The sequence below is a fragment of the Pseudoxanthomonas spadix genome (assembly GCF_003703395.1).
In the GTDB taxonomy this organism is placed as follows: domain Bacteria; phylum Pseudomonadota; class Gammaproteobacteria; order Xanthomonadales; family Xanthomonadaceae; genus Pseudoxanthomonas_A; species Pseudoxanthomonas_A spadix.
Window position 1 is genome coordinate 15,921 of sequence record NZ_RDQN01000007.1, and the last position, 15,276, is coordinate 31,196.

The 15,276-nt window shown below is 67.8% G+C and carries 15 protein-coding genes; 5 read left to right on the forward strand and 10 right to left on the reverse strand.

Going from position 1 to position 15,276, the window contains the following annotated elements:
* Nucleotides 1-61: 61 nt before the first annotated feature.
* Both D9R12_RS11645 and D9R12_RS11650 read right to left on the reverse strand, forming a co-directional pair.
* The gene (locus D9R12_RS11645; protein WP_122230855.1) at nt 62-1,378 is read right to left on the reverse strand and encodes an NTP/NDP exchange transporter; all 1,317 of its coding nucleotides are present in this window, start codon (nt 1,376-1,378) and stop codon (nt 62-64) included.
* Nucleotides 1,379-1,535: 157 nt separating this feature from the next.
* Nucleotides 1,536-2,432, reverse strand: a complete 897-nt coding sequence (locus tag D9R12_RS11650) for a DMT family transporter (RefSeq protein ID WP_244671904.1) — start codon at nt 2,430-2,432, stop codon at nt 1,536-1,538.
* Nucleotides 2,433-2,678: 246 nt separating this feature from the next.
* Between D9R12_RS11650 and D9R12_RS11655 the strand changes: the two genes are divergently transcribed.
* Entirely contained in the window at nt 2,679-4,151 is a 1,473-nt protein-coding gene (locus tag D9R12_RS11655) for a serine hydrolase domain-containing protein (RefSeq protein ID WP_122230690.1), read from the forward strand.
* A 224-nt stretch (nt 4,152-4,375) separates the two neighbouring features.
* Here the strand turns inward: D9R12_RS11655 and D9R12_RS11660 are convergent, their stop codons facing one another.
* The 7 genes from D9R12_RS11660 to hemP form a co-directional block, all read right to left on the reverse strand.
* Nucleotides 4,376-4,723 carry a hypothetical protein gene (locus tag D9R12_RS11660; RefSeq protein ID WP_043290392.1) on the reverse strand — a complete coding sequence of 116 codons (348 nt, stop codon included), beginning with the start codon at nt 4,721-4,723 and terminating at the stop codon, nt 4,376-4,378.
* Between the two features lie 480 nt (nt 4,724-5,203).
* Nucleotides 5,204-5,431: a hypothetical protein gene (locus tag D9R12_RS15610; RefSeq protein ID WP_147475083.1), complete on the reverse strand. Its 228-nt coding sequence runs from the start codon at nt 5,429-5,431 to the stop codon at nt 5,204-5,206.
* A gap of 149 nt (nt 5,432-5,580) precedes the next feature.
* Nucleotides 5,581-5,976, reverse strand: a complete 396-nt coding sequence (gene gcvH / locus D9R12_RS11665) for a glycine cleavage system protein GcvH (RefSeq protein WP_014159870.1) — start codon at nt 5,974-5,976, stop codon at nt 5,581-5,583.
* Nucleotides 5,977-6,165: 189 nt separating this feature from the next.
* Nucleotides 6,166-7,272, reverse strand: a complete 1,107-nt coding sequence (gcvT, locus tag D9R12_RS11670) for a glycine cleavage system aminomethyltransferase GcvT (protein WP_122230692.1) — start codon at nt 7,270-7,272, stop codon at nt 6,166-6,168.
* Nucleotides 7,273-7,349: 77 nt separating this feature from the next.
* Complete coding sequence (locus tag D9R12_RS11675; RefSeq protein WP_014159868.1) at nt 7,350-7,781, reverse strand: NfeD family protein; 432 nt, start codon at nt 7,779-7,781, stop codon at nt 7,350-7,352.
* Nucleotides 7,782-7,785: 4 nt separating this feature from the next.
* Nucleotides 7,786-8,751, reverse strand: coding sequence for an SPFH domain-containing protein (locus D9R12_RS11680; protein ID WP_122230694.1), 966 nt, complete (start codon nt 8,749-8,751; stop codon nt 7,786-7,788).
* A gap of 245 nt (nt 8,752-8,996) precedes the next feature.
* On the reverse strand, nt 8,997-9,191 hold the full coding sequence (hemP, locus tag D9R12_RS11685) for a hemin uptake protein HemP (RefSeq protein ID WP_122230696.1): 195 nt from the start codon (nt 9,189-9,191) through the stop codon (nt 8,997-8,999).
* A gap of 178 nt (nt 9,192-9,369) precedes the next feature.
* On the opposite strand from hemP, the gene D9R12_RS11690 reads away from it, so the two are divergent.
* From D9R12_RS11690 to dusB, 4 genes are all read left to right on the forward strand, one after another.
* On the forward strand, nt 9,370-10,365 hold the full coding sequence (locus D9R12_RS11690) for a hypothetical protein (RefSeq protein ID WP_147475084.1): 996 nt from the start codon (nt 9,370-9,372) through the stop codon (nt 10,363-10,365).
* Nucleotides 10,366-10,522: 157 nt separating this feature from the next.
* Entirely contained in the window at nt 10,523-11,821 is a 1,299-nt protein-coding gene (locus D9R12_RS11695) for a NupC/NupG family nucleoside CNT transporter (RefSeq protein ID WP_122230700.1), read from the forward strand.
* A 152-nt stretch (nt 11,822-11,973) separates the two neighbouring features.
* Nucleotides 11,974-12,924, forward strand: a complete 951-nt coding sequence (locus D9R12_RS11700) for a ribokinase (protein ID WP_122230702.1) — start codon at nt 11,974-11,976, stop codon at nt 12,922-12,924.
* Nucleotides 12,925-13,141: 217 nt separating this feature from the next.
* Nucleotides 13,142-14,155, forward strand: a complete 1,014-nt coding sequence (dusB, locus tag D9R12_RS11705; RefSeq protein WP_122230704.1) for a tRNA dihydrouridine synthase DusB — start codon at nt 13,142-13,144, stop codon at nt 14,153-14,155.
* Here the strand turns inward: dusB and D9R12_RS11710 are convergent.
* Complete coding sequence (locus D9R12_RS11710; RefSeq protein ID WP_122230706.1) at nt 14,101-15,216, reverse strand: metal-dependent hydrolase; 1,116 nt, start codon at nt 15,214-15,216, stop codon at nt 14,101-14,103. The genes dusB and D9R12_RS11710 overlap by 55 nt on opposite strands.
* Nucleotides 15,217-15,276: the final 60 nt, after the last annotated feature.

Below are 15,276 nucleotides of genomic sequence, written 5' to 3' on the forward strand. Positions count from 1 at the left end.
CGCATGCCCGGTCGGAAAAAAACGCCGCCGGCTGCAGTGGGCACGGAGCTGGCTGCCACGATCAAGACGTGTGCGGGCGCTCTGCCGGCAGCTTGCTGGCCTGGCGCAGCAGGCACAACGCACCGGCGGTCATGCCCGAGGCAACCACCAGCCCGGCACCGAAGACCACCTGCGAGCCGAATGCCGACAGCAGCTTGTGCAACCACACAAAGCTCAGGTCACCGCCGCGGTAGATCACCGTGTCGATCGCCGCGCCGGCCTTGTAGCGCCACTCGCGCGGCACGCGGGTATAGATCGTCTCGCGTGCCGGCTTGGCCAACGAGAATTCGCCGGCGCGCGTGACCACCTGCACGATCGCCACCATCATCGGCAGCGGCGAGGCAGCCAGCGCCGCGTACCCCAGAATGATCGCCGCGCCCGGGATCAGCAGTGCCGGGGCGATGCCGTAGCGGGTTAGCAGCATGCGGGTGAGCAGTAGCTGCACCACCAGGGTCAGGCCGTTGACCGCCAGGTCGATGCCGGAAAAATAGCGCGTGCTCTGGTCGGCCGTGCTGAAGGCAGCGCGCGCGATGGCGGCCTGTTCGTTGTACAGCAGGGTGCCCACGCCGACGCCCGACACCACCATCACCGCCATCCAGCGCAGCAGCGGCTCGCGCGCGATCAGCTTTAGGCCGCCGAGGATATCCCCGCCCATCGGCACCTCGCCGCTGGCCAGGTGGTGCGCCTGCTCGCGCTGCACCGCCCACCACCGCAGCCGGTAGATGCACAACAGGCACATCAGCAGGAAGCCGGCTGAAACCAGCATCAGGTTGGCGATACCGATCCGGTCCACCAGCAGCCGCGTCAGCAGCGGTCCGGCAAGCGCGCCCAGGGTGCCGGCCGCGCCGATGTAGCCGTAGCTGGCGCGTGCCTGGGCATCGCTGAAGACATCGGCCATGAAGCTCCAGAACACCGCCACCGCAAACAGGTTGAACACCGTGATCCACAGGATGAAGGCCATCCCGCGCCCCGCGACGCCGCTGTCGAACATCACGTAGAAGCCCAACAGCGTGACGATGAAGAACCCGTACACCACCGGCAGGAACACCCGCCGCGGGAAGCGGCTCACCAGCGCGCCATACAGCGGCTGCAGCAGCAGCATGATCAGGAACACGCAGGTAAAGATCACCTGCAGCGTGAAGTCCTTCAGCGCCATGCCGCGCGCGGCGAAGAAGGCGATCATCTCCGGCGGGAAGATCGTGCGGATGTCATTGGACGAGGACATCGCCTCGCGCACTGGCCGCAGGATGTAGTACCCGGTGAGCAGGCAGAAGAAATACAGGAAGGCCCACGCCAGCGGCGGGGAGGCGCGCAGTGCCTGGCGGAAACGGCCGATCATCCCCGGACTGCCGGTGGCCTGGTTCACCGCGCGGCCGATCCCGACCGCTGCACAGACACCGACATGGGCGCGCACTCCAAGGCCATCACGCGCGCACGGTAGCCGATGCACTGCAACATCGCCAGACTGCGCACCGGCGAGCTCGCACGGTGACGGATCAGTGGCCTCCTCCGGCCTGCGGGCGCGTGGCCAGCCACACCCCGAAAGCCGCGCAGGCAAAGCCGGCGCCCTTGAGCCAGGTCAGGTGCTCGCCCAGGGTGAAGTGGCCAAACACCGCCGTCACCGGCGGCATCAGGAAGAACAGCGCCGCCACCTGCGTGGCCGCACCGCGCCGGATCAGCAGGAACAGCAGCGCGAAGCCACCGATCGAGTTCACCAACACCAGCCAGCCCAGCGGCAAGTAGAACGCGAGCGTGTTGTCCAAGTGCAGCCCTTCGCCCAGCGCGAACGGCAGCAGCACCAGCGTCGCCGCAGCGTTCTGGACAGCCAGGGCCAGGCGCATGTCCAGCTGCGCGGCGTGCCGCTTCTGGTAGAGCGTGCCGGCGGTGATGCCAACCAGGCCCAGCAGCAACATGCCCCAGGCCGGCAGCGGGGTGGCGCCGTCGACCCGGTCGGCCACCACCAGCGCCACGCCCAGCAGGCCAAGGGCCATCCCCAGCCAACGCCACAGGCCCAGCCGTTCGCTGCCGTCCAGGGTGGCCACCACCGCCACCAGCAACGGCATCGCGCCGATCACCAGCGCCGACACGCCGGCGTTGGCGCCCATCCGAAAGGCCACGTAGACCGCACCGAAGTGCAGCGCCAGCATCAGCACGCCGGTGACCGCGCTCTGCCACAGCTCCACCCGGCTGCAGCGGCGCACCCGCGCCACCGCCGCCATCGCACCGAACAGCAACGCGGCCAGCCCGAAGCGCAGCACCAGCGAGGTCAACGGCGCCGCATGTGCCACCACCGCCTTGCCGGCGATGTAGCCAGTGCACCAGACCAGGACAAAGCCGGTGCCCAGCAGGGCGTCGCCGCGGCCGCGCGGGGAGGGGACAGTGGGGTCTGACATCGGGATGATCATGGCCGAACCGGGTCGGGCGGTCTTTACCGCTTTGGTCGCGCAGCAGCGCAAGGATGCAACCGAGGATGAAGGCCAACCCCGCCATGGGCGTCGCCGCGCGCGCAAAAGCCGTATTCAGAAAACCGTACAAAATCCAGCGCGATGAACAAGATGGCGGGCCTTGTTCGCACGGTTTGTGCATTCGCGCGCGCCAGCGTTATGATCCGGCCAAGCGAGAGCGCAGGGGTGTTGGACATGAAAGAACACAGCGGACAGCGTCGTGCGCGGCCCTGGCGATTGAGCTCTTTGGCCATGCTGTTGCCACTGGCGCTCTCCTCTACCGCCCAGACCCCTACCCTTGCGGCGCCGCTGCCGGCCGTGGGCGGCACGACGGGCCAGGTCTCCAGCGCCGCTGCCCAACGCTGGCGCGCCGCGCCGGCGCCTTACCAATCCCCGACCAAGCCGCTGCCTTATCGCACCGCGTTGAACCCCGCGCAGGTGCGCCCGGTTGCACCGGGCTTCGACGTGGCCGCATTCGAAGCACTGGCCAATGACCTGACCGTTGGCCAGCGCGTCCCCGGCCTGGCCATGGCCATCGTCCAGGACGGCCGCGTGATCAGCGCCCGCGGTTACGGCGTGACCGACGTGCGCAACCCGCAGCCAATCAACGCCCACACCGTGTTCCGCCTGGCCTCGCTGTCCAAGGCCTTCGCCGGCACGATCACCGGCCTGCTGGTCAACGACGGCGTGCTGCGCTGGGACAGCAAGGTGGCCGACTACGTCCCCAGTTTCCAGCTGATCGATCCGGTTGCCACCGGCCAGGTCACCGTGGCCGACGTGCTCAGCCACCGCACCGGCTTGCGTTGGCACAACGCCTTCGACCGGGATATCGAGGCCAACGCCGACTACTACTCGGTCTCGCAGAAGCTGGCCACCGCGCCGCTTGGCTGCAAGCCGGGCCAATGCTACGAGTACCAGAACGTGGCCTTCAGCCTGGTCGGTGACGTGGTGTTTGCCGCTACCGGCAGCTTCTACGACCAGGCCGTCGATCGCCGCCTCTTCAAGCCACTGGGCATGAACGATGCCAGCATCGGCCTGGCCGGCATCGAGCACAGCCCCAGCTGGGCGCGTCCGCACGTGCGCGCACGCAGCGGCTGGGCCTCGCTGCAACCCAAGCCCACCTACTACCGTCTGGCACCGGCCGCCGGTGTCAATGCCAGTGCCAGCGACATGGCCCAGTGGCTGCTGGCGCACCTGGGCCATCGCCCCGACGTGCTGCCGGCACCGCTGCTGGCCACGCTGCACGCGCCGCTGATCAGCACCCCTGGCGAGATGCGCGCCGGCTGGCGTGGCGCGCGCGTGGATTCGGCCAGCTATGCCCTGGCCTGGCGCGTGCTGGACTATTCCGGCCAGCAGGTCGTCTTCCATGCCGGCGCGGTCGAGGGTTACCGCGGACTGGTCGCGCTGGTGCCGGGGCGTGATTTCGGCGTGGCAATCCTGTGGAACAGCAGCAGCCCACTGCCATCGGGCCTGCTGCCTACTGTGCTCGATACCGCACTGGGCCTGCCGCCGCAGCAATGGCTCCACACCGAGCTGGGCAAGCAGCTGCTGCTGGCCCAGACCAACGGCCATCCGCTGCCGCAGACGCTGCAGATGGCTGGCAACGACGATGCCGCCGCCGACGAGCCCGGTGTTTCTTCCGGCGAGGCCGTGGCCGCGCCGCACTGACCGCCCGCTGCGCCTCGATCACCCCACAACGCCGGGCTTGCCCCGGCGTTGTGGTTTCAGGCCATCGCCTGAGCGATGCCGTCGTGTGCGATGCGGTGCATCCGGTCCGAGCGCGTCGCCGACGCACAAGACGCAGACAAAAAAAACTTCCTCCCCGCTGGGCACCGGGAAGGAAGTTTCAGTGAGTCTTGCGATCCAGCGTCTTGCGGTTGCCGCGATCCTGTTTAGATCAGCGGAGCCGGCGTCGCGGGGAGCGCGACCGGAGCGGCCTTCTTCTTGGCAACCTTCTTGGAAGGCGACTTCTTGGCAGCCTTCTTGGCGACCTTCTTCGCCGGGGCCTTCTTGGCTGATGGCTTCTTGGCGACTTTCTTGGTTGCGGCCTTCTTGGTGGCCTTTTTGACGGCCTTCTTTGCGGCCTTCTTTGCCGGCGACTTCCTGGCGACCTTCTTCACGGCCTTCTTGGCAGGCGACTTCTTGGCAGCCTTCTTCACGGCCTTCTTGGCTACCGATTTCTTGGCGACTTTCTTGGTGGCCTTCTTGGCCGTTTTCTTTGCAGCTTTCTTCGTTGCCATGTGATGGCTCCTCGTCAGTGATTGCTTTGGATGAAACATCCAGTACCAAGCCCAGTACTCGAAACGCTGCGGGAGTCGGACCCGCATGCAGCCGCCGACGCGCCATGCGCGCTGGGGCGGATCTTGCTGGATGGCGGCCAGGGCCGACGTCCTGCACCGGACCAGGCAAAGACACCCGCGCTGGATGGGCAGGTGTCGTGGCGGATCAGGTGCTGAATTTGCTCGGGGGAAGCGAAGCCTTCGACCATCCTCAGCGGGGTACGGGCGGGCGACCTTGTCGTTGTGCGCTTCGTCGCGATGACCGGCTCGCTTGCTTGATGATGCGTGGGCTGCGTTGGGGCGAAACCTAATCACGGTTTTTATAGGTGTCAACCGTTTTGCATAAAAATTTCGCATCGCGTTTTGCATGGGCATCGCGACCGCGCAGCGCGACCTTACGCCCCGGTTCGCACGTGGATGCACGTTGCATGCTGCGCAAGCTCACGGCATTTTTTGCAGAGTGCTTTTTTTATGCTGTTTTGTGCATGCCAGATGTCGCACGCTGTAGATCGGGCCATGGGCTTGAAGCAGGGCGCCATGGAGGCCATGCGCATGCCCGGCAGTTGAATCGCGACTGATCCGCACAGCTTCAAAGGCGATGATTTTTGCGTCGCGCAGATGGCGATGCCCGCGAACTGCGCAAACTTTTCCGGCATGTGCGGCGTCCATCAACGCATCGGGGATCCACGTTGCATGTACCGACGCGCCCGGCGACGACGCCGAAGGTCGCTCGCTGCGAGTGCCGGACGAAACGAAAAACGCCGCTTCGAAGAAGCGGCGTCGTCGGATGCAGTGTTGCCCGCGGACCGAAGGCGAACTCAGTCTTCCTCTTGGTCCATCTGCTCGGCGTACTCGTCCGGACCCAGCAGTTCGTCCAGCTCTTCCGGCTTGCTGATCTCCACCACGTACAGCCAGCCTTCGCCGAAGGCGTCTTCGTTGATGGTCTCCGGCTTGTCGGCGAGCGCCTGGTTGACCTCGACCACGGTGCCCGACACCGGGCTGTAGACGTCCGAGGCGGCCTTGACCGACTCGACCACGGCGCTGGCCTCACCGGCGGTCACCGTGTCGCCAATGTCGGGCAGCTCGACGTAGACCAGGTCGCCCAGCAGGCCCTGGGCATGATCGGAGATGCCGACGGTGACCCGTCCACCTCCTTCGACGCGGGCCCACTCGTGGGATTTGAGGAATTTCAGATCGCCAGGGATCTCGCTCATGGGGTGCTCCGGCCGAAGGCGGTAGTGGGGAATGGCGGGGAGTTTAGCGAAAGGCGCCGGTGCCTTGTCACCTGGCGTGAGCAGCGCGGCACTCATCTCGCGCAAAACGTCTGACGCCCAGCAACGACCAGGGCAGGTGCAGGAAGACGAAGTGTTCCCACGAATGGGCCATGGCCGCGCCCTGGACGCTCAGTCCAGCACGCTGGGCTGCGCCTGGCCCTCGCGCACGAACGGAGGCTTGACCACCCGCACCGGCATCTGGCGGCCGCGGATGTCCACGTGCACCGCGCCGGGTTCGCCAGCCGGCACGCGGGCCAGGGCAATGGCCTTGCCCAGCGTCGGCGAGAACGTGCCGGACAGGATCTGGCCATCGCCCTGGGCGGTGATGACCTTCTGCCCATGGCGCAGCACGCCCTTTTCATCCATCACCAGGCCGATCAGCTGGCGCGGCGCGCCCTGCAGCTGCTGGGCCTGGAGCACCTGACGGCCGACGAACTCACGGCCTTCGTCCAGGGTCACGGTCCACCCCATCGCCGCCTCGTAGGGGGAGACGGTTTCGTCCATGTCCTGGCCATAAAGGTTCATGCCCGCCTCCAGGCGCAGCGTGTCGCGTGCCCCCAGGCCGGCTGGCTTGACGCCGGCTTCGATCAGCGCCTCCCAGAACGCCACCGCGCCTTCGGCCGGCAGGATGATCTCGAACCCGTCCTCGCCGGTGTAGCCGGTGCGCGCGACAAACAGCGCTGTGCCGGACGTGCTGATCGCATCGAGGGCGGCGAAGCGGGGCAGCTTGGCGGCGGCCGCGCGGTCCTGTTCGCGCAGCAGGCCGATGACCTTGGTGCGCGCGTTCGGGCCCTGCACGGCAATCATCGCCAGCTCCGCCCGCTCGATCACTTCCACGCCATAGGCGGCGGCCTGCTTGTTGATCCAGGCCAGGTCCTTCTCGCGCGTGGCGGCGTTGACCACCAGACGGAAGAAGGCTTCATCGAGGAAATAAACGATCAGGTCGTCGATCACCCCGCCGTTGGCGTCCAGCATCGCCGAGTACAGCGCCTTGCCCGGCGTCTTGAGCTTGTCGACCGAATTGGCGAGCAGGTAACGCAGGAACTCGCGCGTGCGCGGGCCGCGCAGGTCGACCACGGTCATGTGGCTGACGTCGAACATGCCGGCGTCGGTGCGCACGGCGTGGTGCTCCTCGATCTGCGAGCCGTAGCTGATCGGCATGTCCCAGCCGCCGAAGTCCACCATCCTGGCGCCCAGGGCGCGGTGGCTGTCGTTGAGGATGGTCTTCTTGGTCATGGCCGGGTCCTTGCAAAGAGACCGGCATTATTCCAGATGGGCCATGCGGCGGCGGCCTGGCCACCGACACGCAGCGATCAGACCTCCTGCACCCGCAGGGTCATGCCGTCGGTGGCCACGATCCGCACGGCGGCGCCAGCCGGCAGGTCCGGGCCTTCCACGCTCCAGTAGGTATCGGCCAGCTGGATGCGGCCGCGGCCACGCACGATGGCCTGCTCCAGCACGGCGGTCTGGCCGATCAGCTGGTCGGCGCGGCGGTTGAGCAGCGGCTTGTCGCTGACCTGGGCGCGGGCACGGAACCAGCGCCGGTAGATCAGCACCGAGGCGATGGCGAACACCGCGAACAGGATCGCCTGCGCCAGGATGTCCAGGCCCGGCGCGATGAGCATCACCGCCATCATCGCCGCGGCGGCAAAACCCAGCCACATCAGCGAGGCGCCAGGCAGCAGCGCTTCGGCGGCGAACAGCACCAGCGCCAGTACCGCCCAGAACGCCAGGCGCAGGGTCATGGGGTCAGACACCGCTGCGCGGCGCGCGCGGCGGGATCGCCGGCGGCTTGGGACCATCGGCGCCCAGTGCCTCGCGCGCCAGCTGGGCGATGCCACCGAGCGAGCCGATCATGCCGCTGGCTTCCATCGGCATCAGCACGAACTTCTGGTTGGGCGCGGTGGCCAGCTCGCGGAACGCCTCCACGTACTTCTGCGCGATGAAGTAGTTGATCGCCTGCACGTTGCCCTCGGAGATGGCCTGGGAGACCAGCGTGGTGGCCTTGGCTTCGGCCTCGGCCAGGCGCTCGCGTGCCTCAGCTTCGCGATAGGCGGCCTCGCGGCGACCTTCGGCCTGCAGGATGGCGCCCTGCTTCTCGCCTTCGGCACGCAGGATCTCCGACTGGCGCGAGCCCTCGGCTTCCAGGATCGAGGCGCGCTTGTCGCGCTCGGCCTTCATCTGCCGGGCCATGGCATCGACCAGGTCGCGCGGCGGCTGGATGTCCTTGATCTCGATCCGGTTGACCTTGACGCCCCACGGACTGGTGGCATGGTCGACCACGCCCAGCAGGCGCGCATTGATCACCTCGCGGTTGCTCAGCGATTCGTCCAGGTCCATCGAACCGATCACGGTGCGGATGTTGGTCTGGATCAGCGCGACCATCGCCTGGTCCAGGCTGGACACTTCATAGGCAGCCTTGGCCGCGTCCAGCACCTGGAAGAACACCACACCGTCGACCTTGACCACCGCGTTGTCCTTGGTGATGACCTCCTGCGAGGGCACGTCGAACACCTGCTCCATCATGTTGACCTTGCGGCCGACGCCCTGCATGTAGGGGATCAGGATGTGCAGGCCGGGCGAGAGCGTGTTGGTGTACTTGCCGAACTGCTCGACGGTGTACTCAAAGCCCTGCGGCACCACGCGCACGCCCTTGAACAGCGTGACCACGACGAAGACCACGATCACCGCGGCCAGGATCATTCCGATGCCCATCGCATTCCCCTTCCCTTGCTGCGTCCTGCGCCAGGACGCTCGCTCCAGCAAGTATAGGCGCGCATCGGCTTGCCGGTCCTGGGGTCTGGGCACGGCGGCAAGTCCAGGCAGCCCCGCACACGCAACAACGGGCACGGGCATCGCGGTCGAACAACGGCAGGCGCCCACGGCTGCCAGGCCACCTGCTGACCCGGGTCACAGCGCAGTGGAACCGGCAAGGCGGCGGGCGCCTGGTGCTGGTGGGCCTACTTGGTGAGGATCAGCTTGTCGTTGCTGGTATGGCGCAGGCGGTAGGTGCGATCGCCGTGCTGGATCAGCATCTCGCGGCGACCCTTGAGCAGCGCCTGGCTGCTGAGGATTTCGGCCGGCGGCACGACGCACGGGGTGTGCTCGGCGGCGCGCAGATCGTTGTGGGGGACGACGACGGTGTGGACATTCATGGCAACTCCGTTGGCGGGTTCTGAGATGATGGTAATCATTCTCATTAGAGAGTCAATGCCGTTGATCGTCCCGGCCAATGGAAGCCGCCCCGCCACCCTGTCCCCGCGCGCGGCGCAAGCCAGATGCAACGAGCTGCCCATGTCAGACTTCGCCCGTGTGATGCCTCAAGGAGGCGCGGTGACGCCACGCGGCCGATTCAATCTGGTCATGGGCCTGCTGGTGGCGGGCGCGCTGGGGTTTGCAGGCTGGCGCTGGCGGCAGCAGGCGCAGAACGCGGACGCCATGTCCGCGCAGATCGCTGCGCATGCGGCCCAGGCCGGGGCCCACGCCGAAGGGAAAACGCCGGGCGACGCGAACGAGGCGCGTGGCCTGCCCTTTGGCGCGCCGTCGATGCCCTCGCCGCTGCCGCCGTGGGGCCAGCCGCTGGGCGCGAACCTGGCCCTGGTGCGCCAACGGGCCGATGCCGGTGATGCGCGTGCCGCCTGCAGGCTTGGTGTCGAACTGGCCCTGTGCGGCCAGTCCGGCGCCAACCACGCGCCGCAGATCGAGGCCGCACGCAGGCTTGCGCTGCAACAGGGCCAGTCGCCGGCGCAGGCCGATGCGGCCGCCGATGCCGCACGCGGGCAGCTGGTCCAGCGCGACCAGGACCTGGCCCGCTACTGCGAGGGCATGGACCGGTCGCTGCCTGGCCAGGCGGGCGCCTATCTGCGCAAGGCCGCGCTGGCCGGCAACCGCGACGCGCTGCTGCGCTATGCGCAGGGCGCGTTCTTTGGCCAGGCCGGCAGCGACCAGGACCAGTATCGCTACCTGCATGACCCCGCCTTCGGCCACTGGTATCGCGAAGCGGTGCCGATGCTGCAGCGCGCCCTGCGTGCCGGCGATCCGATGGCCGCGCAGCTGCTGGCCGACGCCTATGCCGACGATCGCGTCCCGCTCGATGCCCTGCTGCCCGACGATCCGGTCCAGGCCTACAGCTATCGCCTGCTGCTGTCCTGGCTGCGTGGCGAACCAGCGCCGGACGCTGGCGCCCTGGATCCCCGCCAGCGCGCCGATGCCGAACAGCAGGCCCAGCGACTGTACCGCGAATCCTTCGGCAGTCGTCCAGTTCCGGGCGGCGTGCCACGCGCGTTGACCCTGCGGCCGGACGATCCCGCCGCCGCACCCTGCCAATAGCCGGCCGCAGCAACCGCCCCACTCATTGGCGCAGACGTCCGGCATCTGCCCACCACATCGCCACAGCGGGCGCGGGCGCTGCCGACTTCACCTTGCCGCGGCCGGCGGCCTCACTTAGGCTGGCCGATTCGAGGTCGCGCGTTTCCTGGGGAAGCAGATGCTGGAAGGTGTGTGGCGGGCCGCCTTCGGCCTGTTCGGTCTGGTCGTGCTGCTGGGCATCACCTGGCTGTTCTCCAACAACAAGCGCGCGGTGGACTGGAAGCTGGTGCTTACCGGGGTGGTCCTGCAGATCGGCTTTGCCGCGCTGGTGCTGCTGGTGCCGGGCGGCCGCGAGGTCTTCGACTGGCTGGGCAGGGTCTTCGTGAAGGTGCTGAACTTCGTCGGCGAAGGCTCGAACTTCATCTTCGGCAGCCTGATGGACGTGTCCAGGGTCGGCTTCATCTTTGCCTTCCAGGTGCTGCCGACCATCATCTTCTTTTCGGCGCTGATGGGGGTGCTCTATCACCTGGGAGTGATGCAGGCGGTGGTGCGGATGATGGCCTGGGCGATCACCAAGGTGATGCGCGTGTCCGGTGCGGAAACCACCAGCGTGTGCGCCAGCGTGTTCATCGGCCAGACCGAGGCGCCGCTGACCGTGCGCCCGTACATCTCCAGGATGACCGAGTCGGAGCTGATCACGATGATGATCGGCGGCATGGCCCATATCGCCGGCGGCGTGCTGGCCGCCTACGTGGGCATGCTGGGCGGCGGCGATCCGGCCGCGCAGGCGTTCTACGCCAAACATCTGCTGGCCGCCTCGATCATGGCCGCGCCGGCCACGCTGGTGATCGCCAAGATCCTGATCCCGGAGACCGGCACGCCGCTGACCCGCGGCACGGTCAAGATGGAAGTGGAAAAGACCACCAGCAACATCATCGACGCGGCGGCGGCCGGTGCCGGCGATGGCCTGCGCCTGGCGCTGAACATCGGCGCGATGCTGCTGGCCTTCATCGCCCTGATCGCGCTGATCAACGCGCCGCTGACCTGGCTGGGCGATGTCACCGGCCTGGCCGCGATGCTCGGCCGTCCGACCAACCTGTCGACCCTGTTCGGTTACCTGCTGGCACCGCTGGCCTGGGTGATCGGCACGCCATGGGCCGATGCGACCACGGTCGGTGCGCTGATCGGCCAGAAGGTGGTGATCAACGAATTCGTCGCCTACTCCGAGCTGGCGCAGATCGTCAATGGCCAGCTGCCGGGGGTGTCGCTGAGCAGCGAAGGCCGCCTGATCGCCACCTACGCGCTGTGCGGGTTTGCCAATTTCAGCTCGATCGCGATCCAGCTCGGCGGCATCGGCGGCCTGGCCCCGGAGCGTCGCGCCGACCTGGCCCGCTTCGGCCTGCGCGCCGTGCTGGGCGGCTCCATCGCCACCTTCATGACCGCGACCATCGCCGGGGTGCTGACCCACTTCAGCTGAAGCTCCGTGGTGACGGCGGGCGGCCAGGCGGGCAGCGGCTCGCGTCCAGGCATCCGCGACCGCGACGGCGGCTACACCACCGCCTGCGGCATACTTGCGCCCCCCCTGAGCGGCAGCGCACAGCCGCCGTTCCCGAAGAAGAAGAGATCCACATGAGTTCAATCGTTGTCGTCGGCTCGTTCAACGTCGACCACGTATGGCGCTGCGAGACCCTGCCGGTCGCTGGCGCCACCGTCGCCGGGCGCTACAGCTCCGGGCCGGGTGGCAAGGGCTTCAACCAGGCCATCGCCGCCGCGCGCGCGGGTGCATCGACCGCGTTCGTCTGCTCGTTGGGCAGCGATGCCGGCGGCGCCATGGCGCGCGAGCTGGCATCCCAGGACGGGGTCACCGTGGTGGCCGAATCCAGCAACGAACCCACCGGCACCGGCGGCATCTATGTCGATAGCCACGGCCGCAACACCATCGTGATCGGCCCGGGCGCCAACTTCACCTTGAGCACCGGCTTCATCGCGGCCCAGCAGCCATTGCTGGCTGGGGCACAGGTGGTCCTGGCGCAGCTGGAATCGCCGCTGGAAAGCATCGAAGCGGCCATCGCCGCGGGCCATGCCGCCGGGGTCACCACCATCCTCAATCCGGCGCCGGCCAACGCGGTGGCCAGCATCTCGCTGCTGCGCCAGAGCGACATCCTGACCCCCAACGAGACCGAATTCGCCGGTCTGCTCGGCCGTCATGTCGGCCATCGCATGGAAGCCGACGATGTCGCCGCGCTGGACGGCAACACCCTGCACGGCCTGTGCCGGCAGCTGCTGCCCGGTGGCACGGTGGTGATCACCCTTGGTGCGGTCGGTGCATTCGTCTCGCACGAGGACGAGCAGCTGCGCGGCGACACCCAGCCCTACTACCGCGTCGCCGCCGAAAGCGCGCAGACCGTGGACACCACCGGGGCCGGCGATGCCTTCAACGGCGCCCTGGCCGCCTCGCTGGCGCACGCACCGCAGGCCGCGTTCAACCTGCACGTGCGCTTTGCCAACCGCTTCGCCGCGCGTTCGACCGAACGCGAAGGGGCCGCGGCGTCGATGCCGCGGTTGACGCCGGAGGATTGAGAAGCCGGGGCCCGGGACCCGGGACCCGGGAGTCCAAAGCAAGATCTTGGGTCTCGATTTCCAGTCAAGACTTTTTAAGCAAATTTTCGTCGGAGCCGAAGAGTCCAAGCTCAACTGCCCGGCCAACGAGCAAATTGCCACGACTGGCGCCCTGGCTCTTCCGGGTCCCGGGTCCCGGGTCCCGAGTCCCGAGTCCCGCATTCCGAGTCCCGATCAAATGCACATCGGCCCCTACACGATCGATCCACCGCTGATCCTGGCGCCGATGGCCGGGGTCACCGACAAGCCGTTCCGGCAGCTGTGCAAGCAGCTGGGCGCGGGCCTGGCGGTGTCGGAGATGACCATTTCCGATCCGCGTTTCTGGAACACCGGCAAGTCGCTGCGACGCATGGACCATGCCGGCGAGCCGGCCCCGGTCAGCGTGCAGATCGCCGGCACCGAGCCGCAGCAGCTGGCCAGGGCGGCGCGCTACAACGTCGACCACGGTGCCCAGATCATCGACATCAACATGGGTTGCCCGGCCAAGAAAGTGTGCAACGCCTGGGCCGGCTCGGCGCTGATGCGCGATGAAGGCCTGGTGGCGCGGATCGTCGAGGCGGTGGTCAAGGCCGTGGACGTGCCGGTGACGCTGAAGATCCGCACCGGCTGGGATGCCGGGCATCGCAACGCGCCGGTGATTGCCCGCATTGCCCAGGAGGCCGGCATCGCCGCGCTGGCCATCCACGGCCGCACCCGCGACCAGCACTACACCGGCACCGCCGAGTACGACACCATCGCCGCGATCAAGGCGGCGCTGTCGATTCCGGTGTTCGCCAACGGCGATATCGATTCACCGCAAAAAGCCGCGCAGGTGCTGCACGCCACCGGTGCCGATGCGGTGCTGGTCGGACGCGCCGCGCAGGGACGCCCATGGATCTTCCGCGAGATCGCGCACTTCCTGGCCACCGGCCAGGAACTGGCGCCACCGTCGATCAGCGAGGTGCGCCAGATCCTGCTCGGCCATCTGCATGCGCTGCATGAGTTCTACGGGGAACTGCAGGGCGTGCGCATCGCCCGCAAGCACCTGGCTTGGTATGTGAAGAACCGCCCGGAACAATCCACTGAAGAGATGGCCGCCTTCCGCGCGGTGGTCAACCGTGCCGAAACCGCCGAGGCGCAGTTGCGCCTGACCGTCGATTACTTCGACGCGCTGGAAGCTGCCGTGCCGTCCGGATTCGCCACCGCAGCCTGAGCCTGCGGCGCGAGGATCGCATCGCGCAGCGGCGCATCACTCTGGTGCCAGGTGCGCCGCCATACCGCCCCGATGAGCCTGCCGAGACCCGATGCGCCCGAGATCGGCAGCGGTGCCTTGATCTGCTGCGGCGCGATCGCCTGCCATTGGCCCGCGCGCCGTTGGGCCACGGCGAAATTGAAGGTGTAGTCCGGATCCAGGCCCATGCGCAGGTCAGACAACACCAGCTGCCCATCGCGCACCTGGGCACGCATGAAGCCATGGTTGAACCAGTCCAGCCGCCTCACCGCGGGAATGGCGGCCGCCCGCGCCTGGGCCAGCGCCTGGGTGTCGGAGGCGTGGCCGTGGAAGACCATCGGCCCCGCGTCGAACAGCGAGCGTTCGGCATCGACATAGCCACCGGGCGTCATCGCCACCACCCGCCACAGCAGCACGGTGAACGGCAGCGGCGTGGAAAAGCGCGGCGCGTGTGCCAGGCCCAGTGCAGCCAGGTTGCGCTCGGCCTCGCGCTCCACCTTGAGCTTGGCAAGACCGGCCACCCCAAGCACCGCCGCGGCCAGTGCCAGCCCGGCAATGGCGCCGCGCCGGCCCCCGGGGGCTTTCGGGATGCACCAGGCGATCACGCAGCCCAGCAGCAGCCACAGGGTGAAGCCCGGTTCGATGATGAACAACAGCGACCACATCGCTGGCTGCACTTCCAGTGGCCACAGCAGCCAGGTGCCGTAGACGGTGCAGGCATCGATCAGCGGATGGCTGAGCAGGCAGGCCTGGATCAGCCAGAACCAGCGCACCGGCGCCGCCTGCACCCGCTTGCCATGCATTCGACACGCCCACCACACCAGCCAGCCGATCAGCGGCAGCACAAACACCGAATGCAGGAAGCTGCGATGCCATGTCATCCAGGTCACCGGGTCGTCGGTGAGGGTCAGCAGCAACGGCACGTCCAGGTCCGGCACGGTGTTGAGCGCCGCGCCGGCCAGAAGCGCGGCGCGGCGCTGGCCGGCCGGTGCGATCGCCGCACCGATGGCGCCGCCGAGAACCAGGTGAGTGATCGAGTCCATGGGCGCCGATGCTAGCAGCGGACCCAAGTCCTCTCTCCCGACCCGTCATTCCCGCACAGG

What these genes read in the sequence shown, in the direction of transcription:
- D9R12_RS11645 (WP_122230855.1), bottom strand. Translation starts at nt 1,378, where the DNA reads ATGATCGGCCGTTTCCGCCAGGCACTGCGCGCCTCCCCGCCGCTGGCG.
- D9R12_RS11660 (WP_043290392.1), bottom strand. Translation starts at nt 4,723, where the DNA reads ATGGCAACGAAGAAAGCTGCAAAGAAAACGGCCAAGAAGGCCACCAAG.
- D9R12_RS11700 (WP_122230702.1), top strand. Translation starts at nt 11,974, where the DNA reads ATGAGTTCAATCGTTGTCGTCGGCTCGTTCAACGTCGACCACGTATGG.
- hemP (WP_122230696.1), bottom strand. Translation starts at nt 9,191, where the DNA reads ATGAATGTCCACACCGTCGTCGTCCCCCACAACGATCTGCGCGCCGCC.
- gcvH (WP_014159870.1), bottom strand. Translation starts at nt 5,976, where the DNA reads ATGAGCGAGATCCCTGGCGATCTGAAATTCCTCAAATCCCACGAGTGG.
- D9R12_RS11655 (WP_122230690.1), top strand. Translation starts at nt 2,679, where the DNA reads ATGAAAGAACACAGCGGACAGCGTCGTGCGCGGCCCTGGCGATTGAGC.
- gcvT (WP_122230692.1), bottom strand. Translation starts at nt 7,272, where the DNA reads ATGACCAAGAAGACCATCCTCAACGACAGCCACCGCGCCCTGGGCGCC.
- D9R12_RS11680 (WP_122230694.1), bottom strand. Translation starts at nt 8,751, where the DNA reads ATGGGCATCGGAATGATCCTGGCCGCGGTGATCGTGGTCTTCGTCGTG.
- D9R12_RS11710 (WP_122230706.1), bottom strand. Translation starts at nt 15,216, where the DNA reads ATGGACTCGATCACTCACCTGGTTCTCGGCGGCGCCATCGGTGCGGCG.
- D9R12_RS11675 (WP_014159868.1), bottom strand. Translation starts at nt 7,781, where the DNA reads ATGACCCTGCGCCTGGCGTTCTGGGCGGTACTGGCGCTGGTGCTGTTC.
- D9R12_RS15610 (WP_147475083.1), bottom strand. Translation starts at nt 5,431, where the DNA reads ATGGACGCCGCACATGCCGGAAAAGTTTGCGCAGTTCGCGGGCATCGC.
- D9R12_RS11650 (WP_244671904.1), bottom strand. Translation starts at nt 2,432, where the DNA reads ATGTCAGACCCCACTGTCCCCTCCCCGCGCGGCCGCGGCGACGCCCTG.
- dusB (WP_122230704.1), top strand. Translation starts at nt 13,142, where the DNA reads ATGCACATCGGCCCCTACACGATCGATCCACCGCTGATCCTGGCGCCG.
- D9R12_RS11695 (WP_122230700.1), top strand. Translation starts at nt 10,523, where the DNA reads ATGCTGGAAGGTGTGTGGCGGGCCGCCTTCGGCCTGTTCGGTCTGGTC.